Annotated in this window: 19 protein-coding genes and 1 pseudogene; 10 read left to right on the top strand and 10 right to left on the bottom strand. The window is 51.7% G+C overall.

What is annotated here, in order from left to right:
- Positions 1–205: pseudogene (locus G477_RS0107870) on the bottom strand (IS110 family transposase); the annotation flags it as partial.
- Between the two features lie 100 nt (positions 206–305).
- Positions 306–656, bottom strand: a complete 351-nt coding sequence (locus G477_RS0107865) for a winged helix-turn-helix transcriptional regulator (RefSeq protein ID WP_026697485.1) — start codon at positions 654–656, stop codon at positions 306–308.
- Positions 657–1,003: 347 nt separating this feature from the next.
- On the opposite strand from G477_RS0107865, the gene wrbA reads away from it, so the two are divergent.
- The 4 genes from wrbA to G477_RS0107840 all read left to right on the top strand — a co-directional run bounded on the left by wrbA (position 1,004) and on the right by G477_RS0107840 (position 5,027).
- Positions 1,004–1,624, top strand: coding sequence for an NAD(P)H:quinone oxidoreductase (gene wrbA / locus G477_RS0107855; protein ID WP_026697483.1), 621 nt, complete (start codon positions 1,004–1,006; stop codon positions 1,622–1,624).
- A gap of 324 nt (positions 1,625–1,948) precedes the next feature.
- On the top strand, positions 1,949–3,145 hold the full coding sequence (ftsW, locus tag G477_RS0107850) for a putative lipid II flippase FtsW (RefSeq protein WP_026697482.1): 1,197 nt from the start codon (positions 1,949–1,951) through the stop codon (positions 3,143–3,145).
- Complete coding sequence (locus tag G477_RS0107845; RefSeq protein ID WP_026697481.1) at positions 3,132–4,304, top strand: FtsW/RodA/SpoVE family cell cycle protein; 1,173 nt, start codon at positions 3,132–3,134, stop codon at positions 4,302–4,304. Before ftsW ends, G477_RS0107845 begins: the two co-directional genes overlap by 14 nt.
- Positions 4,305–4,316: 12 nt before the next feature.
- Complete coding sequence (locus G477_RS0107840; protein ID WP_026697480.1) at positions 4,317–5,027, top strand: pseudouridine synthase; 711 nt, start codon at positions 4,317–4,319, stop codon at positions 5,025–5,027.
- A 407-nt stretch (positions 5,028–5,434) separates the two neighbouring features.
- On the opposite strand, the gene G477_RS0107835 is transcribed toward G477_RS0107840, so the two are convergent.
- Entirely contained in the window at positions 5,435–5,653 is a 219-nt protein-coding gene (locus G477_RS0107835; RefSeq protein ID WP_026697479.1) for a DeoR family transcriptional regulator, read from the bottom strand.
- A 76-nt stretch (positions 5,654–5,729) separates the two neighbouring features.
- Complete coding sequence (locus G477_RS0107830) at positions 5,730–5,927, bottom strand: putative motility protein (protein ID WP_026697478.1); 198 nt, start codon at positions 5,925–5,927, stop codon at positions 5,730–5,732.
- A gap of 373 nt (positions 5,928–6,300) precedes the next feature.
- On the opposite strand from G477_RS0107830, the gene G477_RS0107825 reads away from it, so the two are divergent.
- On the top strand, positions 6,301–7,470 hold the full coding sequence (locus tag G477_RS0107825) for an MFS transporter (RefSeq protein ID WP_026697477.1): 1,170 nt from the start codon (positions 6,301–6,303) through the stop codon (positions 7,468–7,470).
- Positions 7,471–7,623: 153 nt separating this feature from the next.
- Here the strand turns inward: G477_RS0107825 and cysK are convergent, their stop codons facing one another.
- Positions 7,624–8,541 carry a cysteine synthase A gene (gene cysK, locus G477_RS0107820; RefSeq protein WP_035211548.1) on the bottom strand — a complete coding sequence of 306 codons (918 nt, stop codon included), beginning with the start codon at positions 8,539–8,541 and terminating at the stop codon, positions 7,624–7,626.
- A gap of 141 nt (positions 8,542–8,682) precedes the next feature.
- Between cysK and thpR the strand changes: the two genes are divergently transcribed.
- From thpR to G477_RS0107800, 4 genes are all read left to right on the top strand, one after another.
- A complete protein-coding gene (thpR, locus tag G477_RS20500) occupies positions 8,683–9,225 on the top strand; it encodes an RNA 2',3'-cyclic phosphodiesterase (RefSeq protein WP_026697475.1) in 543 nt (180 codons plus the stop codon).
- 11 nt (positions 9,226–9,236) lie between these two features.
- On the top strand, positions 9,237–10,160 hold the full coding sequence (locus G477_RS0107810; protein WP_026697474.1) for an NERD domain-containing protein: 924 nt from the start codon (positions 9,237–9,239) through the stop codon (positions 10,158–10,160).
- Positions 10,161–10,209: 49 nt separating this feature from the next.
- Positions 10,210–10,470 carry a hypothetical protein gene (locus tag G477_RS0107805; protein ID WP_026697473.1) on the top strand — a complete coding sequence of 87 codons (261 nt, stop codon included), beginning with the start codon at positions 10,210–10,212 and terminating at the stop codon, positions 10,468–10,470.
- 359 nt (positions 10,471–10,829) lie between these two features.
- Positions 10,830–12,737, top strand: coding sequence for a putative bifunctional diguanylate cyclase/phosphodiesterase (locus G477_RS0107800; RefSeq protein ID WP_026697472.1), 1,908 nt, complete (start codon positions 10,830–10,832; stop codon positions 12,735–12,737).
- Between the two features lie 607 nt (positions 12,738–13,344).
- Here G477_RS0107800 and G477_RS0107790 read toward each other — a convergent pair.
- From G477_RS0107790 to glgB, 5 genes are all read right to left on the bottom strand, one after another.
- The gene (locus G477_RS0107790) at positions 13,345–15,789 is read right to left on the bottom strand and encodes a glycogen/starch/alpha-glucan phosphorylase (RefSeq protein WP_026697470.1); all 2,445 of its coding nucleotides are present in this window, start codon (positions 15,787–15,789) and stop codon (positions 13,345–13,347) included.
- A gap of 118 nt (positions 15,790–15,907) precedes the next feature.
- Positions 15,908–17,338, bottom strand: a complete 1,431-nt coding sequence (locus tag G477_RS0107785; RefSeq protein ID WP_342664181.1) for a glycogen synthase — start codon at positions 17,336–17,338, stop codon at positions 15,908–15,910.
- Positions 17,339–17,530: 192 nt separating this feature from the next.
- Entirely contained in the window at positions 17,531–18,637 is a 1,107-nt protein-coding gene (gene glgD, locus G477_RS0107780; RefSeq protein WP_026697468.1) for a glucose-1-phosphate adenylyltransferase subunit GlgD, read from the bottom strand.
- A gap of 13 nt (positions 18,638–18,650) precedes the next feature.
- On the bottom strand, positions 18,651–19,787 hold the full coding sequence (locus G477_RS0107775) for a glucose-1-phosphate adenylyltransferase (protein WP_026697467.1): 1,137 nt from the start codon (positions 19,785–19,787) through the stop codon (positions 18,651–18,653).
- Positions 19,784–21,703, bottom strand: a complete 1,920-nt coding sequence (glgB, locus tag G477_RS0107770) for a 1,4-alpha-glucan branching protein GlgB (RefSeq protein ID WP_026697466.1) — start codon at positions 21,701–21,703, stop codon at positions 19,784–19,786. Before glgB ends, G477_RS0107775 begins: the two co-directional genes overlap by 4 nt.
- A 329-nt stretch (positions 21,704–22,032) precedes the next feature.
- Here glgB and pulA point away from each other — a divergent pair, with 329 nt between their 5' ends.
- Complete coding sequence (gene pulA / locus G477_RS19045) at positions 22,033–24,102, top strand: type I pullulanase (RefSeq protein WP_051287801.1); 2,070 nt, start codon at positions 22,033–22,035, stop codon at positions 24,100–24,102.
- Positions 24,103–24,148 lie beyond the last annotated feature (46 nt).

Below are 24,148 nucleotides of genomic sequence, written 5' to 3'. Positions count from 1 at the left end.
TATGAAACGATGTTTTCAGTTGAGTCACCCATTCCAACAAAGCACGGAATCCAGAATACCTGTTATCGAACCGAAAGGCTTCGGCAAGATCAATACCGCGGTCATCCTGAGCCCGGGCGTAGTTGGTTTTTTTCGCAATATCAACACCGATAATCAATGTCTCTGAATGGATTTGCTTGATGTTTTCGTTTCGGTTATAATTCATTCGTGAGTCCTCCTTGGAAGTAGTTAGGGGTCCTTTTCGCTGATCAGCTTTGGACACCTTGTATCCTACCAGGAGGGCTCTTTTTTTGACAAACCCCAAATTACTTCAATACAGGAATGCTTTCTTTCTGTTTCTCTTTCTGGTCCATCCATTCTTCCGCCCATGACTGAATTTCGTCCAGCGCGGGCTCGAGAGCACGGCCTTTATCAGTCAGCTTGTATTCTATACGAACCGGCGTCTCCGGATAAACAGAACGTTCTACGACACCGATGTCTTCCAGCTCTTTCAATCGATCCACCAGCATTTTATCGCTCATATTCGGAATGTTGACGGAGATATCTTTGAACCTGGCCGGTCCGTGAAGCAGCACTCTGATGATAAGGCCGTTCCAGCGTTTCCCGAGCAGTTGAAAAGCAGATTCAAACTTTGGGCAAAGCTCCAGATGCTCCATTCCATTTCACCTCTCATTTCAGGAGTAGAAACTCCCGTTTCATTGCTTCATTATAACACAGAATGCCCTTCTTCTGTACAGAGAAGGCCTGTTTCTCGAGCGTGGGGAGCGGTTTTCTGCATCCGGGAGTGTCCTTCCCGCTCTTTGTTCAGCACTGTCCCATTGATCAGTCTCTTTCTGAAGCGCTCCTTCTTTTCGTGGCTGCATCGACAGTCGATGATTCCTGTTTCCTACGGAGCAAGCCGGCATCCCGGACAGCTGTTCATCTGGTTGGGGCAAAGGTTTCATAGAAGCAGATTCCGGGAAGGGCAGGTAATGTATAAAAAAGCAGAAGGAGCTGGTGACACATGACAAAAGTACTTATTCCGTATTACAGCACATTCGGTCACATTTACACGATGGTGAAAGCAGCAGCAGAAGGGGCTGCGCAAGTGGACGGAGTGGAAGTGAAAATCGTCCGCATTGAAGAATTTGATGCAGTAAAGGCGGCTATGTCCGGGCAGGATGCCTACGACCAGGCACAGGAGATGCAGAAAGATGTCCCGACGGCAACCCATGAAGATCTGAAGTGGGCTGACGGCATACTCTGGGGTATTCCGACCAGGTATGGGACGATGCCGGCACAGATGAAACAGTTTCTCGATTCCGCCGGTTCTCTCTGGATGAATGGAGAGCTGGAAGGGAAAGTGACCGGCGTCGTGACGAGCACCGGTTCAATTCATGGAGGACAGGAAACGACTGCGTTGACAACTTTCGTTCCGCTCATGCACTTTGGTATGATTTACGTCGGCCTGCCTTATGGCGAGAATCCGGAACAGCTGACCACAGACGGCATCGGAGGTTCTCCTTATGCAGCATCAACCGTGGCGGGGCCGGATGGCAGCAGCCAGCCGGATGAGCGGGATCTGACGATGACGCGCCGTCTCGGCAAGCGGATTGCAGAAACAGCGAAAAAACTTCACGGCTGATATACATGCATCGTAGAAGCACGTACAGCACTCCGGCGGCAGCCGGAGTGCTTTTTTAAAGTATAAGCATAAGTTTTCATACAGGGGGACGGCGGCTTCCTGCGTTGCGCGGGAAGAAAGAAGACCGCTCGCTTCTCTCGAAAAGTCTGCGGTCCAAGCCGCTGCGTGCTTGTCTTCAGGATCTTCACGTTCCCGCTGAGACAACCCGAAAACCCGGATGGGCAGCTCCCTTTTTTTATGTGAAAGTTCGGTATCAATCGAACGGCACTTTAAGCGGCATCCCTGCGCATGGTATAATACTGCTAATGCAGGAGGTGAGACAGCTTGGAGGAGAAGAGACAGCTATACATAGACTGGATGTTGGTGACAACGGTGATCCTGATCAGCTTATTTGGCCTGATCATGGTTTACAGTGCCAGCTTTGTGGAAGGATATGAAAATTATAATAACGCTCTTTTTTATTTTAACCGTCACCTGATGTGGCTTGTCCTCGGACTGGGTGTCTTTTTCTTTCTGATGTTTTTCCCATACCGTCACTACCAGAAGCTGATTCCCTTCATGCTGCTCGGTTCCTTTGCCCTGCTGCTCATTGTACTGCTTACGCCTCTCGGTCATACGGTCAACGGAGCTACCCGATGGATTGCGATAGGCGGTTTTACGATCCAGCCGTCGGAATTTGTCAAACTGGCGATGATCATTTACCTTGCGAGTGTTTATGCCAAAAAAGCACCATATATCCACGATTTCAAAAACGGCTTGTTCAAACCACTGTTGGTTGTCGCTGCTGCCTTCATCCTGATCATGTTCCAGCCCGATCTGGGAACAGGCACCTCGATCATCATGGTGGCAGGGCTGCTTGCTTTTCTAGCCGGAGCGAGACTGTGGCATATAGTCAGCCTCGCCGTGCTGGCGGTTTCTGTCATCTGGTTTTATGCAAGCTCCGCAGAATATCGGATGAATCGGTTGGCCGGCTACCTGAATGCCTTCGAACTGGAGCAGACGGAAGGGTTTCAGGTTGTGCAGTCCTTTATCGCCGTTGCTCACGGCGGCTTGACCGGCGCAGGTCTTGGACAGAGCGTGCAGAAGCTGTTCTATCTGCCGGAGGCGCACACGGATTTCATTCTCGCCATTGTCAGTGAAGAACTAGGCTTTCTCGGGGTGGCAGCAGCGCTGCTGTTTGCCTCCCTGCTGATCGGACGCGGATTTCTCATTGGTTTCCGGGCGAGAGATACATTCGGGAGCCTGCTCGCTTTTGGCATTTCCGCGCAGCTGGCAGTACAGGTCATTTTCAACAGCGGTGCCGTTACGGGGCTGCTGCCGGTAACTGGGATTCCATTCCCATTTTTAAGCTATGGCGGCTCGTCGCTGCTGGTAACGCTGGCGTCTGTCGGTATCCTCGCGAACATTTCGAGACGGGTGGAGAAAGACCGCCGCCTCCGTCAGAACGATCCAGATGAAGAAGAATTACATACGGAATCGTATGATGTTAATGTAAGGAGAAGCGAACATGCAGGAACGTAAAAGTCCACTTCAACAGCTGGACTACTCTCTATTGTTTTTTCTATTTGTGCTCATGTGCATCAGCCTGGTCGCGATCTACAGTGCTGCCTCGACAGAGCAGTATAATGCCCCGGGGTATTTCGTGCAGCGCCAGATCATCTGGTTTGCGCTCGGGGTCATCGTCATGGGCGGTGCGATGCTTTTCGACTATGAATCCTTTAAAAATTTCTCCATCACCTTCTACATTATCAGCATGATTCTGCTGCTGCTGGTTGCCGTGATGGGGACAGAAATCAACGGAGCCCAGCGCTGGCTCGATCTGCCGGGTGTCCCGCGTTTTCAGCCTTCTGAGTTTGTGAAAATATTCCTTATTTTTTCGTTGTCTCATCTGCTTTTGACGATCACGAGAAAACCGAGGCCGGTCTCCTTTCTCTCTGACTGCATCGTCGTCGGAAAAATTCTCGCCGTCGGTCTACCACCGTTTCTCCTCATTCTGGTGCAGCCGGACTTAGGAACGGCGCTTGTCATCGGGGCCATCATTGGCATTATGATTTTGATGGCGGGTGTTACTTTTCGGATGATTGGTCTGTTAGTTTCAATCTTCGTAGGCGCCATCAGCTTTCTCGTCTGGCTCCATAACGTGAATTTTGAACTATTCAACCGGATTATCCAGGACCACCAGCTGAGCCGGATATACGCATGGCTGAGTCCTGGTGAGAACATTGGCGCCGCAGGGTATCAGCTGTACCACGCGCTGCAGGGAGTCGGAGCTGGCCAGCTCTACGGCTCCGGATTCATGGGCGGCATCAAAACCCAGAGCGGCCTGATTCCAGAGCTGCACACCGACTTTGTATTTACTGTTATTGCAGAAGAGTTCGGTTTTATGGGGGCGACCGTGCTGCTGGTGGTGTACTTCCTCCTGCTTTATAGAATGGTCGTGATTGCCTTCACGTGTAACAATACGTACGGGACGTATCTGGTTGCCGGTGTTATCGGCCTGCTCGTCTTCCAGATTTTCCAGAACATTGGGATGACGATTGGCGTCGTGCCGATCACTGGTCTGGCACTGCCGTTTATCAGTTACGGAGGAAGCTCGCTGATCACGAATATGCTGGCAGTGGGAATCGTGTTAAATGTTAATATACGGACGAAACATTATATGTTTGGTGAAGAAGAATAGAGGGATGTAAAGATGAGAGCAGATAAACTGCTTGCGAAACTGGGGTACGGCTCCAGAAAAGAAGTGAAAAAATTACTGAAGCAGGGCGCTCTCCAGCAGGACGGACGGCCGGTGAAAGAGGGGAAGACGCACGTGGATCCAGACAGCAGCGGCCTGCTCCTGTTTGGAGACACTGTCACTTACCGGGACTATGTGTACCTGCTGATGAATAAACCGCTGGAAATGATTTCAGCCACCGAAGATGAGACGGAGGAAACCGTCACGGAGCTGCTGGAGGAAAAAGACCAGCTGTTTGCTCCCTTTCCTGTCGGCCGTCTGGACAAAGATACGACAGGGCTGCTGCTGCTTACCAACGACGGAAAGCTGGCTCACCAGCTGACGTCCCCAAAGCGGAAGGTGGACAAAGAATACAAAGTATCGCTGGCGGATGCGATCGACGATCGAACCGAAGCGCAGCTGGAAAAAGGGATGACGCTGGAAGACGGAACAGAAGTACAGCCGGCGGTTGTGAAACGGACGGAACGGGCAACCGAAATTTTCCTTACCATTCAGGAAGGAAAGTATCATCAGGTGAAGCGAATGCTAGCTGCCTGTGGAAACCGGGTGACCGCATTGACGCGTGTGAGAATGGGTCCGATCCACCTGGATAAAGCCTTGAATCCGGGTGAATACCGCGAACTGACGGGAGAGGAACTGCAGTTGCTGCAGGAGCATAAAAAATAGCGGGGGCGAGAGGCCGTTTACGAACCAAGAGTGGCCCGGTACCGCACCGGGCCACTCTTATTTAGTCGATAGGAATGTATAAGTTCCCATTTAGGGGGACGGCGTAGCCGGCTGCGCGGGAAGAACGAAGCCCCTGTTCTTCCCTTGAAAAGCATGCAGCGACGATGCACGCCGTTCCGATCAAAAAGTGCTTTCGCTATCGTTCACGGAGGATGCATCAAAGCATCCATACGGTGATAGGATGCCTTGCCGGCCGCGCCGGGACTGCCCGCATCGGAAGGCGTCATTATTACCGACAAACGATAAATACGAGCCGACGATCGTCAAAGCAGTCGTCGGCTCGTATTTATGGTTCATCCACCGGTTTATTGATGCACGGCCTTCGTTGAGGCAGCTCTACCCGGGTGTCAGGATACGATTGTTTTCTTGTCCGTGGTTGTCCAGACGCCACGTCCGGTCGGGGTGACGAGGTCGTTGTATTCGAGCACGTGCAGATCCCGCTGAATCGTTCGTTCAGTCGTGCCGAACTCTTCCGTAAGTTCGTGTGTGGAGACGCTCCCTTTCTGTTTGATGAAGAGGTATACCGATTTAATACGAGTTAACATACGATCAGTCGACGGTTTCAAAAAACCACTCCTTTGTTTGTCACCCAAAAGAAATCAGCGCACACCTTGCGCAGAAAGGGCGTACATGGTTGATCACTTAAAGACGGATATCAATACTGCTGCCGGATGTCGGGTGAGGTGCTTCAGCAGAAGTGGAAGCACTGCCCTCGTTCATCTTTTCCAGCATGTTGATGCTCTGTGCTGCGTCGGTGGATAGTGAGCTTTTAAGAAGACTCATACTAACCGTCTGCTGCAGCTGGGCAGTCTGTGCCTGCATCATCGAGCTTATGTCCATAACGTCCCCCTCCTTGCTTAACATTTTACCCTATTTTAGCGAAAGACGTAAAGGTGAACCTCAGTAAATTTCGTTAAAATTACGTAAACTGTGTGTGAATCGTTCGGATTCTGCTGTAAAGGGCCCGGTTTCTTCCAGTTCAGACGGGGTCGCAGGTGCTATGAATTTCTGGTAAGGTGGACTGCAGGTGTGTGTCCGTCTGAAGAGAGATGTTGAAGACAAAACGCCTTGCCGCAGGTCGTATGACAGCAGCTGCTCCCGGGATCTCATCATGGCGAAAGCAGGATTAAAGCTGCGTTTTGTCCTTCCTTCCACGACAGGGAACAGCTCCTGCCTGCAAATCTGTACATTAAAAAGAAAGCTGGGATGTATCATGTTTCCGTCACACATACTACGAATGAAAGCTTATTTCTTCTTTATCTATTTCGGTCTCGGCGGGTTGTTCCCACTGCTGACGGTCTACCTTCAGGATATCGGCCTCAGCGGTGCACAGATCGGTGTGATTACGTCCATTGGCCCTGTTACGATGATTCTCGTCCAGCCGCTGTGGGGGATGCTCAGTGATCTGACGAAACGGCCGAGGCTGCTGCTGATGGCAGCCTCTACGGGAGCGGCTTTCAGTGGACTCGCATACGCGGGAGTGACCGATTATTATGTATTCGTTGCTGTCGCCGTTATGCTGGCTGTGTTTCAGAGCGCGGTCATTCCGCTGTCGGATAACCTGGCCATGAATTACGTGAAGCGGAAGGGTGGAGACTACGGCCGTATCCGAATGTGGGGCGCTGTCGGGTTTGCCGTCGCCGTCTGGATTATGGGCAACTTGTCTGACCTTTTTGGACTGCAGGTGATATTCTACGGTTTCTTCCTCGTTTTTGCCGTCAGTGCGCTGACAGCCGCGGGGCTTCCGAATGAGAACGCGGCAGTGAGGGTGGATCTTCGTGGGGGTCTCGGCAAACTGATGAGAGTTCCTGGCTTTCTGCTTTTTCTGCTGATTACATTTCTCGTATATGGACCGATTATGGCAAACAACTTTTATTTTGGTGTCATGATCCAGTTTGCCGGCGGATCGCTTGCCGGCGTCGGCTTTGCCTTTCTGCTTGCCGCGGGAAGTGAAGTACCGTTCATGCGCTGGGCAGGGGACTGGATCCACCGCAGAGGTGTGCTGTGGATATTGACCGCAGCTGCTCTCGTCTCCGGACTGCGGTGGCTTTTTTACTCGTTTGAACCTTCCCCGGGATGGATTTATGCAACCACCATCCTTCAAGGTTTCAGTATCGGGTTGTTCGTGCCGGCAGCTCTCCAGTATGTCTCGGATCTGGCCCCGCCGGAAGTGAAAGCAACGGCCGTGTCGGTATACGCAGCGGTCGGCAATGGGGTCGGTGCGTTCTTCTTCAGTCTGAGTGCCGGATTGATCCTCGACTTCCATTCGATTCTCGGTGTCTATTTTTTCTATGGCGTGATGACGCTGACGGGCGCTCTGCTGATGCTGGTGCTCGCCCGGCGGACGAAAAACGCGGTGAGTCTGTCGCTGCCGGGAGGCTGACGAAAAAAGCTTCCGGCCATCCACTTGGGACAGCCGGAAGCCGGTCTGTTGACATCGTGTTTGTTGCTGCACCGTTCGTCCCTTAAGCATCGGCGTGATTCAGGTAATACAAGCAGGACACCGATGCCCGTCTTCTGCAGTAATCATCGGGACTTAGTCGTTAAATTGAAAGAGATCGGTGGAAAGGTACCGTTCGCCAGTGTCGCAGGCAATGGCAACAATGGTATCATCCGGGCCGAAGTTTTCAGCTGTTTTCAGTGCTGCATAGCAGGCCGCACCCGATGAAGGACCAACGAGAATGCCTTCTTCCCGTGCCAGGCGTCCAGCCGTTTCATACGCATCTTCATCACTGATCTGATGGATACGGCCATAGACCTCTTCGTTTAAGATCGGCGGCACAAATCCGGGAGACGTGCCGACAAGTTTATGAGGGCCGGGACGTCCCCCTGAAAGAACCGGAGATCCTTTCGGTTCCACCACATCGATCGTGACATCCGGATATTCTTTACGCAGTTCTTCTCCTGTACCGGTGATGGTCCCGCCCGTACCCGAAGTGGCGACGAATGCGGAGAGATTTTTGCCAATCTGGTTCATGGCGTCAATGATTTCGACCGCTGTGGAACCGCGGTGGGCATCGGGATTGGCGCTGTTCTCAAACTGCATCGGCATGAATGCATTTTCTGTTGCAGCGGTAATTTCTTTCGCCTTTTCGATAGCGCCGGGCATTTTTTTCTCGCCTGGAGTTAGAACAACCTCGGCCCCGTAGGCTTTCAAAAGATTGATCCGTTCCTGCGACATCGTATCGGGCATGGTGAGGATCGCTTTATATCCTTTCGCTGCGGCGTTCATCGCAAGACCGATTCCAGTATTACCTGATGTCGGTTCGACGATAACGGAGTTTGGGTGCAGCAGACCATCTTTTTCCGCCTGTTCAATCATATTTGCAGCGGCTCGGTCTTTTACGCTGCCGCTTGGATTTTGAAATTCCAGTTTCAAATACACCACAGCTCCGCTTTCCGGCGTCACGTGCCGGAGCTTCACAAGGGGCGTATCTCCAATTAATTCATCCATCTGATTCACTACTTTTGTCAAAGCAGACTCATCCTTTCCCGCGTCTCATTTTTTCCTATCCGTTTAGTATCCATTATACCACACCTATCTTGCTGCTTGAAACGAAGCGCAGGAGGGAAAATAAAAACGAGGAGGGATTCGATGACGCATCATTTTCTGGGCATCAGGGTGACAGAACAACTCCAGAAGAAAGGGAGAGCGCTTCAAGAATCGATGGCACTTGACCGATATTATAAACAGCTGACCTATGAGCAGGATATGCATCTGACCATTTTATTTCTGGGCGGCTGGGACATGGATAAGAAGCGGCTTCTCTGGGACCGGCTCTGCCGGCTGGAGCTGCCGGGCAGTGAGCTGTCTGTAAACGGATGGAATGGATTCGGATCTCCAGATTACCCCAGGGTGCTGTACATGGAGCCACAGGGAGACTTAAAACCCCTGTATCAGGTCGTTTTAAAGGAGGCGGAGTTCCTGGGATTTCCTTCTCCGGGCCGGCCCTTCCGTCCGCATGTTACGATTGCCAAGAAGAAGAAGGCAGCGGCCTTTCCCTATCCTTCTTCGGGCACGTTCAGTGGAGGGGGAATAAACATGAGAGCGTCAGCGCTGGAATGGATGGAAGTCCATCCCGGGAAGCAGCCGTCGTATACAACAGTGGAGGAACCGCTCAAACTCGGGCGGGAGTGAGGAGGAAGCTTGTGGCACAGTTAGTGAAACTATCCGATTACGTGTCCCGGTATGAAATCGATATGTATCGTTATCCAAGCCGGTATGTCCGCCTCAAGCGGGAGCGGTGGACGCGGTTGAAGCAGGACTGGGAAGCCGTGCAGGGTTCCCACCAGCTGCCGTTATATCAATATTATGAAGAGGACGAGGGGATCTGGAGCCGGACGAAAACCTGGATGAAAGGGCTCCGAAAAAAAACAGAAGAAGAAGTCGCCGTGCCGACCAACGAAGGGCTGCGGTCGCGGACGCTCGATGGGTTGAAGCAGCACTTCCGGGATGAGTTGTTTGATTTCCAGATCAACTGGGCGAGTTCGACCGTCTCAGAAAGGTCGCGCGTGGATCCGGCCTACTATGACGATCCACTGCTGCGGATGCTGATGGAAGAACTGCCGGACACCTGCTTCATTTTTTATCGTCCGGTTCTCTATGCCAGAAAAGCACCGGTGGACTGCGATATTATCATCCTCAGTCCGAATAACATGTGGATTCTGCACGCGCTGCCGGGATCGAAAGAGACGATTTATGGAGTGAAGGACAACAGATATTGGGAAAAACGAGAGGGCGAAAACAAGACGCCCCTGCTGAAACCTGCGCTGTCTCTGCAGCGGACGAAATCGGTAGTGCAGACCATCCTCTCGGAGCGGGAGTTGAATATTCCGGTGAAAACGGGCGTAATCTGCCTGGAGGGCTATCTTGATGTTCCTAAAGGAGGGACGTCCACGCAGATGATGGACCGGCGCGATGTGAAGGCATGGAAAGAACAGATGCAGCGGATGCAGGCCCCGATTAAGAACAACCAGCTCAAGGCAGCAGATCTGCTGCTCCGCTTCACACAAACCGTTTCTGAATACAGGGCAGCGTCAGAAAAGCAGGAAGAGGTTGAAGTAGATGAGTAGTTCCGATATGATATAGAAAGCATGCTGACAGAAGGAGCGGAAACTACTCATGACACACCACGAAGCACAAGAAGGACCGCTGCTTGTCCGCCGCTCACCAGACTGGCAGGGCGGATCCGGTATAGAGATCACGTGTCCTTCGATGGATATCGTCGTCTTTGCAGCGGCATTTACCGACGCAAAGAAAGATTTGGAACAGCTCCTGGAGAGAAACCTGGATGAAGCCGACATTCGTGTCCTCCCAGCCTGGACGCTGGAAGAAAAGCAGCAGCTGGATGCCGACGTAGCGGCACTGGCCGAACTTGGATAGCATCGAAATACACGTCAGCCTGTCGAACTCTTTTCGGCGGGCTTTTTGTGTGAAGCGGCTACTCCCGCTCTTACAAGAGGATTGGATCCGGCTGCAGCCCGGAAGGATGATCTTCTCTTCTTAAGACCCGCCGTGATCAAGGAATACGCTTCGATTCATGCTGGTGGGATGAAGGGTCGGTGTAAGCGTTCTCGAAGCCGAAGCAAAGGGAAGGAATGCTTTTTTCAGCACATCATGTAAAAAAAGAGGATTGCAGGAGTCCTTTGACCCATGACTGAATCATGATAGAATAGAAAGAAATCGTTGCACCTGATCATGTTGTCTCCTACGTCACCTAAAGAGGAGCAGGAGGGAAAACCATGCAGTCATCAGCACACGATAAAGTAGAAGCTGTCGTGGATGGGCAGGGGTTGTTTGTTCACGTCGATTATCAGCATAACCTTCCGGCCGCTGCTCCTGGAAGAGACCTGCTGAGCCTGCTGCTCACCTTTTTTTCGGAAAAAGAGGTAGAGCAGGCTGGCGAGGTTCTTTCCGGGACGAGAGAGTTCTGGCAGAGTCGCGGGGAAAGCGGGATGGAGGCGTGTCTCTTCAAAGGAGCGAATTCCCGCCATCCCGAGTTCGCTTTCTCCATGCAGCGCCACTCTCCGGACGTATCCGAAGTCGATATTCAATTCGTGACGGATCCCGTCTGTGCCGTCGACCACCTCGGACGCCTTACCTATACGAACTTCTTTTGGGAGCGGCTGTTCCTGCACCACGGAAGAGAAGCGGAAGGCAGATTCATATGGGAAGTGATGCATGCAAGCTGGGAGAATGTATTGAAAGAACATGTTGATCAGAAGGCGGACAGCCGGCGGACGTGTCTCGATCAGTATGATGGCTATGCAGAAAGCTGGTTTCACGTACGCGTCTACCCTACTCGTCATGGCGGGAGTATGCTGCTGTTTTATTCGAATCAGTCTGCCGTGGAAGCCCCGAGAGGAGAAGATGCGCTGACCTCCCTGGCGCACCGGAAAAAGATTTACAGCACGATGGAAGAATTGATTGCAAAAGGGCGTCCCTTTTCCTGCATGATGCTGGATTTGAAAAACTTCCGTGAAGTCAATAATACGTACACGTATCCTGTAGGAGATCTTTTTTTAATCAAGCTGGCTGAGCGGTTCCAGCAGGATATGCCGGATGTTTGGACTGGAAGAAGCGGGGGAGACGAATTTGTTTTTATCTCCGAGGGAACGGAAGATCAGGCCCGAATGGCGCATCGACTGCAGACGCTGTTGGAGGAGGGCATCGACGTGGAGGGGCACTGGATACGAGCTGCCGCTTCCCTTGCAGGAGCAGCGTATCCTGCCCACGGTCGTTCCCCTCATGCTTTGTTTCATGCGATGGAAGCTGCGATGAAAGAGGCTAAAACGTCCATGGCGGACAATACATATGTAGAGTACCGTCCCCAGTTCACAGAGAACGCGCAGCGGAAAAGAACGATGGAACGGGACCTGGATACAGCCCTGCTCGATGGCAGCTACTATTTGGTATTCCAGCCTCAGGTAGATACCAACCAGGACTGTATTGCGGGAGTAGAAGTCCTCTCACGATGGTGCCATCCTGAGCTGGGTCATATTCCGCCTCCGGAATTCATCGCCGCAGCGGAAAGAAAAGGGCATTTGAAAAAAATCACGGAGTGGATCATGCAGGAAGGGCTCAGCCATTATTTGAACTGGCGGGACGGGTATGATTATGATGGCACGATGTCCTTCAACATACCGCCGAAGCTGCTGGAGGACGACGGATTTCTTCATTTCCTTCTTCAACTCCCCGAACGATGGCATATAAAGCCGGGAAAAATAGAGCTGGAACTGCTGGAGTCCACCGATTTGATGAAACAGCCATCGCTGCATTCTCGTCTGAAACTGCTCCAGCAGCATGGATTCAAGCTATCGGTCGACGATTTCGGATCCGGCTACTCGAAAATCGGCTACTTGATGGAATACCCGTTTGATCAAGTAAAACTCGACAAGCTATTTGTAGACAGGATCGGCAGGGATAACAAAGGCGAAGCGGTACTGCGGGGAGTGGTGAGCATGGTGCAGTCCATCGGGATTCCGATTGTCGTCGAAGGGGTAGAGATGGAAAGGCAGCAGCACTTTTTGGAGGAGATTGGATGCTTTGTCATGCAAGGGTACTTGTTTGCTCCGCCGATGTATGCAGCTGCTGTTAAACAATCAATCCGGACGTACGGACGGCAGAAAAAGTCCGGACAGCGCTTCTGAAACCACTCAAGACGCAGGTGCTCCGCGCTTTTATTCAATGATAGGAATGTATAAGTTTTCATACAGTGTGACGGCGGCTCCATGTGCTGCTCGGGAAGAAACAAAGCACGTTTTCTTCCCTCAAAAAGCTTGCAGCGCTTCCGCACGCCGTTCCTACCAAAAGGCGCTCCGCGCTTTTGTTCTCTTACGAGAAAAGCATCGGTACCAGGGCCGCCGCCTTGTCATCTTCGCGGACGTAGCGGAGGGTGGCTTCCTCCCGTGCGCCCGTTCGTACCGATGCTGATTCTGAAGAGCAGAAAGGGAAAAGCCTCGGCTGAGGAGGCTCTTCCGCAGGGGCTCGACGACTTCTTCCACTGGGTGGAAGAACACGAACTGACTAAAAGGTGCACTTTGCTTTTGCACACGCTCATTAGGAGCAGCTGGCAGCCATTCGTATTCCATGCCGGCAATAAAAAAAGATGCCGTCAGAGGAGGCGGGCCCTGAAACAGCAGGGCCCGCCTCCTCTTACAGGCATCTCTTAATGAAAGACGCACGGATACCGTCTGAGAACAGGCGGCATCCGTGCGTGTAGTTTCATCATTTTCGCAGAGCTTCCATAAGTAAAACTTACAGGCTCGGAGTGGAAAAGCGGACGGGTGCGATATTCCATATGTCCGCAGCGTATTCGTGGATCGTCCGGTCACTGGAGAATTTGCCAGAGTACGCGATGTTGACCAACGCTTTCTGCTGCCACTTCTCTCGAATCCGGAACGTGCTGTCCACGTGTTCCTGGGTGACGATATAATCCTCGAAGTCTTTGAGAACGAAGTACGGATCGTTATGGGAGAGGATATGATAAAAGATATCCTTGAACTCTATTTCCTGCGATCCGAAATCGCCGCCGTTCAACTGATCCATGATCCGACGTACGCGGTCATCGGCATGATAGATCTCTTTGGCATTGTAGCTGCCTTCGTCTCGGTATTGTTGAATTTCACTGCTGGATAACCCGAAGATGAAAATATTATCCCTGCCAACAAGGTCGTGAATCTCCACATTAGCACCATCCATCGTGCCGACCGTCAAGGCCCCGTTCATCATCATCTTCATGTTTCCGGTACCGGATGCTTCTTTGCCGGCGGTAGAGATCTGCTCGCTCAAGTCTGCCGCTGGAATAATGCTTTCAGCCAGACTAACGTTGTAGTTTTCCATGAAGATCAACTTCAGGCGACCTTTGACATCTTTGTCGTGATTCACAACGGATGCAACGTGATGGATCAGTTTGATGATTTCTTTCGCCATATAATAGCCGGGAGCGGCTTTGGCGGCAAAAATGAAGGTTCGTGGTGTGATATCCATAGCCGGATTATCTTTGATCTCATTATATAAATAAATGACGTGAAACACGTTAAGAAGCTGCCTCTTGTATTCGTGCAGACGTTTGATCTGAACATCAAAAATAGAGTCGGGATCGACGCTTATTCCCGTTTGTTTCTGGATGATATCGGTCATTTTTGCTTTGTTATTCCGTTTCACCTGATCGAGCTTCTGAAGAAAGGCGTTGTCGTTCGTGTAGCGCAGCAGACCGGCAAGCTTGGATGGCTGCTGAATCCACTGTGGACCAATGGCATCTGAAATTGTATCAGCCAGTTCTGTGTTCACCTGCAGCAGCCAGCGTCTATGCGTAATGCCGTTGGTTTTGTTATTGAATTTACCAGGATAAAGTTCATGGAAATCTTTCATTTCGGATTTCTTCAAAATATCCGTGTGGAGCTGGGCAACACCATTGACACTGAAACTCCCGACAATCGCGAGCCTGGCCATATGGACTTGATCATCGGCAATGACGGCAAGCTCCGGAATCTTATCACGAAGCTCGGGATGATCAAACCAGAGTCCCTGGCAGAAGCGTTCATTGATTTCATTAATGATCATGAAACTTCTCGGAAGGACGTGTTTAATCATATCCACCGGCCATTTTTCCAATGCTTCGCTCAGCGTCGTATGATTGGTGTAGGCGATCGTATGGCGGGTGACATGCCACGCGTCGTCCCAGTTCAACCCTTCCTGGTCCATCAGCAGCCGCATTAATTCCGGCACCGCAAGCGATGGATGGGTATCGTTGATCTGCACGCAGATTTTTTGATGCATCTGCTTCAATGGAAGATCGTGAACGCGCTTGAAATCGCCGATAATCTGCTGCAGGGTCGCTGAAACGAGAAAATATTGCTGCTTCAGACGAAGTTCTTTTCCTTCATAATTGGAGTCATCCGGGTAAAGAAAGCCGGAAATCTGCTCAATGGAATGCATGTGATCCAGATGATGATAGTACCTGCTTTCAGAATCTCCGAGCAGATGAGAGTCTTCAGGAGGAAGTTCGGCACTCCAGAGCCTTAATGTATTCACCACATTATTGTCATAGCCGGCAACTGGCACGTCGTATGGGACGGCGCGGACTTCATCTGTATTCCTCGGACTGAATTCCAATGTTCCATCCGCTCGAGTATGCATGTCGACTTCCCCTCCGAAATGGATGGTAAGTGCCTCATCTGCTTTCCTCGTTTCCCACGGATACGTTTCTTTCAACCAGTAGTCCGGAAGCTCTACCTGATTTCCGTGAATGATACGCTGCTCAAACAAACCGTAGCGGTAGCGGATCCCGGAACCGTGCCCGGCGTACTGAAGTGATGCCATCGAGTCGAGGAAGCAGGCCGCAAGCCGTCCGAGGCCGCCGTTTCCGAGGCCTGCATCATGTTCTTCTGCATAAATGTCTTCCGGGCTTCTTCCAAGCCGGTGCAGCGCTTCGTGGCAGACGTCACGCAGACCGCAGTTTAAAAGATTACTCTCGAGCAGACGTCCAATAAGAAATTCCATGGACACATAGTACACTTGTCTCTCCTGTTGATCTTCATAGGCTTTTTTCGTTTCATGCCAATTTTCATGCATGTTCTCCTGGACGATCGCGGCTACGGCGTAATATATGTCTTTGTCAGCTGCTCCGGCGATGTCGACGCCCCGTGCCTGTTTCACTTTTTCTTTTAATTTATGCTCGAACGCTTCAATAGTAAGCAAAGCAGGAACCTCCTCTAAGGTGAATGGTCGGCCCCCTTCCTCCAGCTGCCAACGAGCGGCGCTGCTGGATCAGAAGGAGGGCCGGTAAATCATTGGATGATGCCGTCGCTCCTGCGGATTATGTGACTGCCAGCTCACGGTATAAACCATTGTAGAGTTCAGCTGAATCTTTCCAGCTGAATCTGCTGCGGTTGACGTTTTGAATCAGGGGCTTCCAGAGTTCTTCGCGGTGGTAGACCAGCAGGGAGTACCGCATCGTATACAGCAGCTCATGGGCGTTATAATTAGCGAAGCTGAACCCATTTCCTTCACCTGATGTTTCGTCATACGGCTGTACCGTATCCCGGAGGCCGCCTGTTTCACGGACGATCGGAATCGATTTGTACTGCAGCGCGATCAGCTGCGATAAGCCGCACGGTTCAAATTTCGACGGCATGATAAAGAAATCCGAAGCAGCGTATATTCGTCGGGCATCTGCCTCGCTGAATTTCAGGACAGCCGCCATTTTATTCGGGTACCGGTGAGCCAGATAGGCAAATGACTGTTCAAACTGGTAGTCGCCGGTGCCGAGAAGAATAAACTGAACGTTCTCCTGCAGAAATTCCTCCAGTATGCGCTCCAGCAGGTGGAATCCTTTTTGATCCACCAGTCTGGAGATGGCGGCATACACCGGCACTTCTGGATCGACCGGGAGACAGAGGTCTTTCTGCAGAGCCGTTTTATTCTGTTTTTTCTTTGCCCGCGAGGTTTTGAACGGGGAGTATAGATAGGGATCTTTCATCGGATTGTATTCATCTGTGTCGATCCCATTGATGATCCCTGTCAGGTCCATCGCACGTTCGTTGAGCAGCGGATCAAGCCCTTCGCCGTAGTAGGGCTGCTTGATTTCTTCTGCATAGCTCGGACTGACGGTCGTGATTTTATCCGCATGGAACACCGCAGCCTTCATGCAGTTGATCATGTTTTTCCACTCAAATCCCGGGAAATGTTCAGGTCCGAGATTCATCAGGTCCCCGAACGCGTCGTGAGTCATCCAGCCCTGATACTGAATATTATGGATAGTAAAGACTGTTTTGATGTCAGGACGAAGAATTCGGGTGAATGCCACAGCCAGACCTGTCTGCCAGTCGTGGGCGTGCAGAATATCGATGTCCCTTCCTTCTATATGCGGCAGTGCTTCGATCACCGCTCTGCTGAAGAACACGTATCGTTCGCCGTCATCAAAGTAGCCGTAGGCGGACTGCCGTCCGAAGTAAAAGGATTGATCGATAAAGTAATAGGTGACCCCGTTACGCGACATCGTGTGGAGAATAGCTTCCTGGTTCCTCCAGCCTACCGGCACAACGAGATCAGCGCAGTGGGTGAGTTCTTTCCGGTATGTCTCCGGCATTCCGTGGTACAACGGCAGAATGACACTGACCTCTGTTTCCCCTGATTGCTGAAGGGCTTCCGGGAGGGAACCGATCACATCTGCGAGGCCGCCGGTTTTAATAAAAGGAGTACATTCTGATGCAGCAAACAAAATATGTTTCATAAGTTTAGATGGCACAGAAAAGCACCATTTGTGTTTTCTGTGCCTGCCTCCTTTCTTCTGCTTTAAAATCGGGCAGGATCTGCCGGGCTGCCAGGCAGGATGCACCTGGCGATGCCGGGGATGCCGGACTGCCCCGCCATCTGCGGTGCCTTGTCTGGCAGAGGGGATGTGCACGGGAGCGTCCGGCTTCGGGTGCTCTGCTTTCTGCTAGATGGTTTTCCGCTTAGCTACGACAAACGGCTTCTCTGACGAACCGATAAATGTCTGGCCGCCGCTGATGCTGACATCTTTATCAAGCACGACGTTTTCCAGGTGGACGCCGTCTTCAATCGTACAGCGCTGCATGATGATGGAATTTTTTACGACGGCGCCCTTCTTGACTTTCACTCCGCGGAACAGGACGCTGTTTTCTACGCTGCCGTCGATGACGCAGCCGTTGGCGAGCAGGGTATCTTTGACATCGGCAGTCGTCCGGTATTTGACTGGAGGCTCGTTACTGATTTTGGTCCGGACGTATTCATTGTCAAAAAACAGCCGCTGGTATGCGTCCGGATCGAGCAGATTGATGTTATGACGATAGAAAGATTCGACAGAGTTGACGAAGAGAGAGAACCCGTCATAATTCCATGACGTCATATGCAGATCATCCATGTTTTCTTTCACTCCATGAAAGAAAAAGTGATCTTTATGAAACGCGATGCACTGATCGACTAGGCGCAGAAGCACCTCTTTTTTGATGATGTAGACGTTGGTGAACAACGTCCCGTTTGTCTGATCATTCGTCAGTGCCAGTACCTTGCCGTCTTCCCCTTTTTCGACACGGAGCTGGGACATGTGCTCCGGCAGCTGCTCGTCGACTTCGACGGTGATCAGCGTGACATCCGCATCGGTATGAAGGTGGTGGGAAAAAGCTTCATCCAGGCTCGTGTTGGCAATGAATTGGCTTCCGCTGATCAGGACATGGTCCGCTTTAGAGCGGTGGAAGTAGTCCCGGTTGTTATGAAAGTGACGGAGATCGCCACGGGAAATATCAGTCGGGTCATTCCAGTCCGGAGGCAGGATGAACAGTCCCCCGTGCCTGCGGGCCAGCTCCCAGTCTGCTCCTGTGCCGACATGGTCCATCAGCGAACGATACTTATGGTTCGTAAACACCGCTACCTCTTCAATGCCGGATTTCACCATATTGGACAGCGTAAAGTCAATCAGACGATAGCGTCCGGCGAACGGCGCCGCCGCTCCGCACCGGAAATACGTCAGTTCTTCAAGAAAATCGTGTTCGTGTTCCAGGTTGATTAAGCCCATCATAGTATTCATCGCGCTTCCTCCTTTACGTTAGCTGTGCAATATAGGCGCTGTCGATTACGACTGGTTCCGGTTCGGTGGTGCCGTCAATAACAGTCCCATCCGGGATTACCACGTTTTCCATAATAATGGCACGCGTGATCTCACAGCCGCTGCCTACTTTGACATGCGGATGGAGAATCGATTCGTTGACGTGGGAGCTGCGCCCGACGTGGATACATTCAAACAGGATCGAATTCTTCACTGTGCCGGAGATCCAGGACCCGGAGTTGATGAGGGAATTCTCGACTTCCGCCGCACTATCGATGAACTGCGGTGGAAAATTCGTATCCTGCGAGTACGTGCGCCATGATTTGTTGTTCAGTGATACTGAGAGATCCTCTTCCAGGAGGTCCATGTTTGCCTCCCAGTAGCTCTGAATCGTTCCGACATCCTTCCAGTAGCCTTCGTAACGATACGCGTACAAACGCTTTTCATCGTTGAGCATAGCCGGAATGACATCTTTACCGAAATCATGATCCGAATCGGATTTCGCCGCATCCTCCAGCAGGTATTCGCGGAGGGTGCGCCAGTTAAAGACATAGATTCCCATGGAAGCCAGGTTGCTTTTTGGTTCAGCTGGTTTCTCATCGAATTCGTAGATTTCCAGGTTGTCTTTCGTATTCAGAATACCGAACCGCGGAGCCTCTTCCCAAGGAACCTCAATGACGGAAATCGTTGCGTCAGAAGCTTTTTCTTCATGATGACGGATCATGGCGTCATAATCCATCTGATAAATGTGGTCCCCGGAAATGACGAGTACGTACTCCGGATCATACTGATCGATATAATGAATGTTGCGGTAGATGGCATCCGCCGTCCCCTGATACCAGCTTCCTCCTTCTTTCGCGGTGTAGGGGGAGAGGATGGTGACGCCATCGCTCTGACGGTCGAGATCCCACGGTTTACCGATCCCGATGTGTTTGTTTAATTCCAGTGGGGAGTACTGGGTGAGCACTCCGACCGTGTATATACCCGAGTTGGAGCAGTTGGACAAGGTGAAATCGATGATGCGGTATTTCCCCCCAAAAGGCACAGCAGGTTTCGCGAGGTTCTTGGTCAGCAGTCCGAGACGTTTCCCTTCTCCTCCAGCCAGCAGCATTCCGACGCAGCGTTTTTTCATGTTGAGGCCTCCTCTTTCGTCTTTGGCATTTTTTTCTTAAATACAGCAGCAGCATAAGGTGGAACTTTGACTTGTAAATGCTGCGGATGTCCGTGCCGTTCGCCGGGAATAGTGAAGAGTTCGTCATCATTGAGCTGATGGGATCCCCCATAGCGCTCATGATCCGAGTTGAAGGACTCTTCATAGGTTCCCGCCTCCGGTACACCGACCGTGTAGTCGTAGTGGACAGTAGGGGTGAAGTTGCACAAAATGATCAGCATTTCATCCGCCCCGCGGCTTTTTCGAAGAAAGCAGATGACACTCTGTTCGCTGTTGTGCGGATCGATCCATTCAAACCCTCGGCTGTCATGGTCGAGTTCGAACAACGCTCGTTCCTGCCGGTAAAAATGGTTCAGCTCCGCGGTGTACTGCTGCAGGGCATGGTGGAGCGGGTAGTCCAGCAGCAGCCAGTCCAGGTCATCCTGGTCTTTCCATTCTGCATACTGCCCGAATTCACTGCCCATAAAGAGCAGTTTTTTTCCGGGGTGGCTGATCTGATAGGCAAACAGCAGCCGGAGCTGCGCAAATTGCTGCCATTGGTCGCCGGGCATTTTATCGAGCATCGATTTTTTGCCGTGGACGACTTCATCGTGGGAGAACGGCAGGACAAAATTTTCACTGAACGTATACATGAAAGAAAACGTCAGATTCTGGTGATGCCATTTCCTGTGAATCGATTCGTACTCCATGTAATCGAGCATGTCGTTCATCCAGCCCATGTTCCATTTGTAGTTGAAGCCGAGACCGCCGCTGTAGACAGGGGATGTGATGAGCGGGACGTCGGAGCTGTCCTCTGCCATCATCAGCGCTTCCGGCTCATAGGCAAAAACGGTTTCATTCAGCTTCTTCAGGAAGGCGAGTGCCTCCAGGTTTTCTTCGCCGCCGTAATAATTTTTCAATGGTTCTTTACCGGCACGGTCGAAATTGAGGTAGATCATCGATGCGACAGCATCCGCCCGGATCCCGTCGACGCCGCATTCCCGCAGCCAGAACACGGCATTGGAAATAAGGAACGTCTGGATTTCCGGTCTGCCGAAATCAAATGTCAGCGTCCCCCAGGACGGTTTGTCGGCTTTTTCAGGATCCTGATACTCATATAGAGGCTCCCCGTCGAATTCACGAAGGCCGTGATCGTCCCGGCAGAAGTGGCCAGGAACCCAGTCCATGATGACACCGATTCCTTCCTGATGACACCGGTCGACGAAATGTTTGAATTCGTTCGGCGTGCCGTACCTGCTCGTGACAGCAAAATAGCCGGTAATCTGGTAGCCCCACGAGAGGTCAAATGGATGTTCTGCTAATGGCATTAGTTCAATATGGGTGTATCCCATCTCCTTCACGTAGGGAACGAGAAGGTCCGCCATTTCCTTGTAGCTGTAGAGCGTGCCGTCGCTCTTGTTTTTCCACGTACCAAAATGCACTTCGTAAATATTAAGGGGTTCGTTGTAGGAGGGCCGCTGTTTTTTTTGTGCCCGCCAGGATGAATCCGACCATTCGTATTCCTCGGCATCATATGGAGTGACGGAGGCGGTCGCCGGACGGACTTCAGCCTGGCGCGCATACGGATCGGCTTTCAGTCCGTGCCAGCCGTTGGCGTTGCTGATGGCATATTTGTACACAGTACCTGCAGGGATATCGGCAAAGAAATTTCCCCACAGTCCCTGAGTACCGATCCGCTCCAGCGGATGAGACTCCGTACTCCATGTATTAAAGTCTCCTGCAACAGAGACCGAGGATGCATGCGGAGCCCAGACGAGAAAGCGGCAGCCGGGAATTCCATCCATCTCTGTATAATGGCTGCCCATAAACCGGTATGCCTCGTAATGAGTTCCCTGGTGGAACAAGTAGACATCCTCTTCAGTGATACCGAATTTCATATCAGGAAGCCTCCTTTCTATAGTTATCCCTTTCCCGTATACTATTCGATACGAACCGGGAAAATTCCTGTAAGAATTATGAGGAAATTGCGACAAATATTGCATTTGTATCACATTTGTGTGAACACAGTGTTGTGATCTCCTCCTCCGCAGCTTACATCGGAGGGAAAGAGGGTATTTACTTTATAGCATACCGGACCCTGCCACGGCAGTGTCCGGCAGTCTTTACGTACGCTGGAAAGAATGCACGCATCTTTTTACGGAGATTGACACCGGGAGGGGACGACCGGCACCATGACCGGAGAGGGACGCAGAGAAGAGGGTGGACAATGAAACAAGTATGGTTTGATGAAAGACGCACGCTCGTGCTGGTGAACACATGGAGACCGAGAATCATTTATGCCGTCTATGAGGACGGGACAGAGATAGAGCTGCATTACAATCAACAGATAGGAGAGAAGGAAGCGGCGTATCGGGCAGAACATCCGCTCCCGCTGCAGAAACGAATGAGCGCGCGTATTGGGGAGGAGCTGCTGCCTGTTTTCTTCCGCGGCATCGTCCGCGACCCCTTGTTTGATGAAACGTTCGCTGCAGTCGATGCCGAACTCGGAGCAGTCGTGCGCAGCGGGACAACGACGTTCCGTGTCTGGACGCCGTCAGCGGAACGGGTTTCACTCATAGTGGATGGGAAAAAAAAGAAGATGGAGGAACAGCCGCACGGCGTCTGGGAACTGATTGTTCCGACAGACTGTACGGGACTTCCGTATGTTTACGAAGTGGCGATCCACGGACGGCGGGAGGAAGTGCCGGATCCCTACGCCAAGGCAGTCACGGCCAATAGCATGGAGAGTGTCGTGGTCGTGCCGGGCATCCGCGCAGAAAAAGAGCGGCCGGGTCTTGCTAACCTGCAGGACAGCATCATCTATGAACTGCACGTGAGGGACGCTACGATTCACCCGGAATCCGGAGCCTCCGCTCGAGGGAAATACATGGGTCTGACAGAACGAGGGACCACGACCTCCAATGGTTTTTCCACAGGACTTGATTATCTGGAAGAGCTCGGTATCACGCATGTCGAACTGCTTCCCATCAATGATTTTGCAAGGGTAGATGACAACCATCCGGAAAGCAGTTATAACTGGGGGTATGATCCGCTCTTTTTCCAAGTGCCGGAAGGGAGCTACGCTACCCGTCCTGCCGACCCTGAAAATCGGCTGGATGAAGTTGGCAGCATGATCGATGCCTTCCACGGCGCACGCATCGGCGTGATTTTGGACGTTGTCTTTAATCACGTATTCATTATGGAGGAGTCTCCATTTGAAAAACTTGTTCCCGGCTACTATTTCCGAAGGACGGAATCCGGAGATCTCAGTAACGGGACCGGCGTCGGCAATGATACAGCGACGGAACGGCTGATGGTTCGGAAGTTTTTTGTGGAGACCATTGACTACTGGCTCCGTACCTTCCGTGTCGACGGATTCCGATTTGATCTCATGGGCGCACTGGATGTTGAGACGATGCAGCAAATACAGGCGCGGTGCCAGGAGGAAGAAGTGCCTGTGATGCTGCTTGGCGAAGGCTGGGATCTGCCGACGGCTCTTGCACCGGAGCAGAAAACAGTCAATACCCGGGCCGGGGAAGTACCCGGTATCCGCTTTTTTAATGATTTGTTCCGTGATACGATGAAAGGCTCGGTGTTTGATTTTCTGGATCATGGTTTTGTGAACGGGCAGGGACGGTATCGGGAGAGGATGCCTCAACTCGTAAAAGGATCTGCTTCTTTGAACGAAGCAGCGGATCCTCACGTGAACGAAGTGAACCAAACAGTGAATTACGTTGAATGCCACGACAATCATACGCTGTGGGACAGGCTGGAAGAGTCCAACCGTCTGGAGAGTGAATCGGAGCGGCGCTCCCTTCATCAGCTTGCCTCAGCGCTGACGCTCGTCAGTCAGGGGGTTCCGTTTCTCCATGCCGGACAGGAGTTTTACCGGACGAAGGACGGCGAAGGGAACAGCTACATGTCTCCCGACTGGATCAATCAGCTGGACTGGACGCGCCGAGAACAGTTTGATGACGATGTGAAGGTCATTCGGGCGCTGATCCGGATCCGGAAAGAGTATCCCGCGTTTCGCCTTCGCTCAGCTGAAATGGTCGAAGAACGCCTTCATATTCTTGAAACACCGCAGCCGGTGTTCGGATTCAGCCTGCTGGAAGCAGGAGAGGACATTGTGATTTATGCGAATCCGTCGAGTAAAATGATGGAAGTTCAGCTGCCGTCCACCGGCAGCTGGGAGGTGCTTCTTTCCACGGGGGAAAAGACTGAAGCGTCGCTCATCGGCGAATTTCTGACACTGCGGCCGCGCGAATTTACGATCGCAAAAAAATGGCGCCGGTAGTTGAAGTATCCTTGAAACTTCTTTACAATGATATAAGGCTTTTTGT

The organism is Alkalicoccus chagannorensis DSM 18086 (assembly GCF_000429725.1).
Taxonomy (GTDB): domain Bacteria; phylum Bacillota; class Bacilli; order Bacillales; family Salisediminibacteriaceae; genus Alkalicoccus; species Alkalicoccus chagannorensis.
Note: the sequence above shows the minus strand (reverse complement) of the source record. Positions and strands in the feature narration are given on the sequence as shown.

Coding starts and splice junctions, on each gene's coding strand:
- cysK (WP_035211548.1), bottom strand. CDS start 8,541: ATGGATGAATTAATTGGAGATACGCCCCTTGTGAAGCTCCGGCACGTG.
- G477_RS0107805 (WP_026697473.1), top strand. CDS start 10,210: ATGACACACCACGAAGCACAAGAAGGACCGCTGCTTGTCCGCCGCTCA.
- G477_RS0107840 (WP_026697480.1), top strand. CDS start 4,317: ATGAGAGCAGATAAACTGCTTGCGAAACTGGGGTACGGCTCCAGAAAA.
- glgB (WP_026697466.1), bottom strand. CDS start 21,703: ATGAAATTCGGTATCACTGAAGAGGATGTCTACTTGTTCCACCAGGGA.
- pulA (WP_051287801.1), top strand. CDS start 22,033: ATGAAACAAGTATGGTTTGATGAAAGACGCACGCTCGTGCTGGTGAAC.
- thpR (WP_026697475.1), top strand. CDS start 8,683: ATGACGCATCATTTTCTGGGCATCAGGGTGACAGAACAACTCCAGAAG.
- G477_RS0107825 (WP_026697477.1), top strand. CDS start 6,301: ATGTTTCCGTCACACATACTACGAATGAAAGCTTATTTCTTCTTTATC.
- G477_RS0107845 (WP_026697481.1), top strand. CDS start 3,132: ATGCAGGAACGTAAAAGTCCACTTCAACAGCTGGACTACTCTCTATTG.
- G477_RS0107775 (WP_026697467.1), bottom strand. CDS start 19,787: ATGAAAAAACGCTGCGTCGGAATGCTGCTGGCTGGAGGAGAAGGGAAA.
- glgD (WP_026697468.1), bottom strand. CDS start 18,637: ATGAATACTATGATGGGCTTAATCAACCTGGAACACGAACACGATTTT.
- wrbA (WP_026697483.1), top strand. CDS start 1,004: ATGACAAAAGTACTTATTCCGTATTACAGCACATTCGGTCACATTTAC.
- G477_RS0107865 (WP_026697485.1), bottom strand. CDS start 656: ATGGAGCATCTGGAGCTTTGCCCAAAGTTTGAATCTGCTTTTCAACTG.
- G477_RS0107800 (WP_026697472.1), top strand. CDS start 10,830: ATGCAGTCATCAGCACACGATAAAGTAGAAGCTGTCGTGGATGGGCAG.
- G477_RS0107830 (WP_026697478.1), bottom strand. CDS start 5,927: ATGGACATAAGCTCGATGATGCAGGCACAGACTGCCCAGCTGCAGCAG.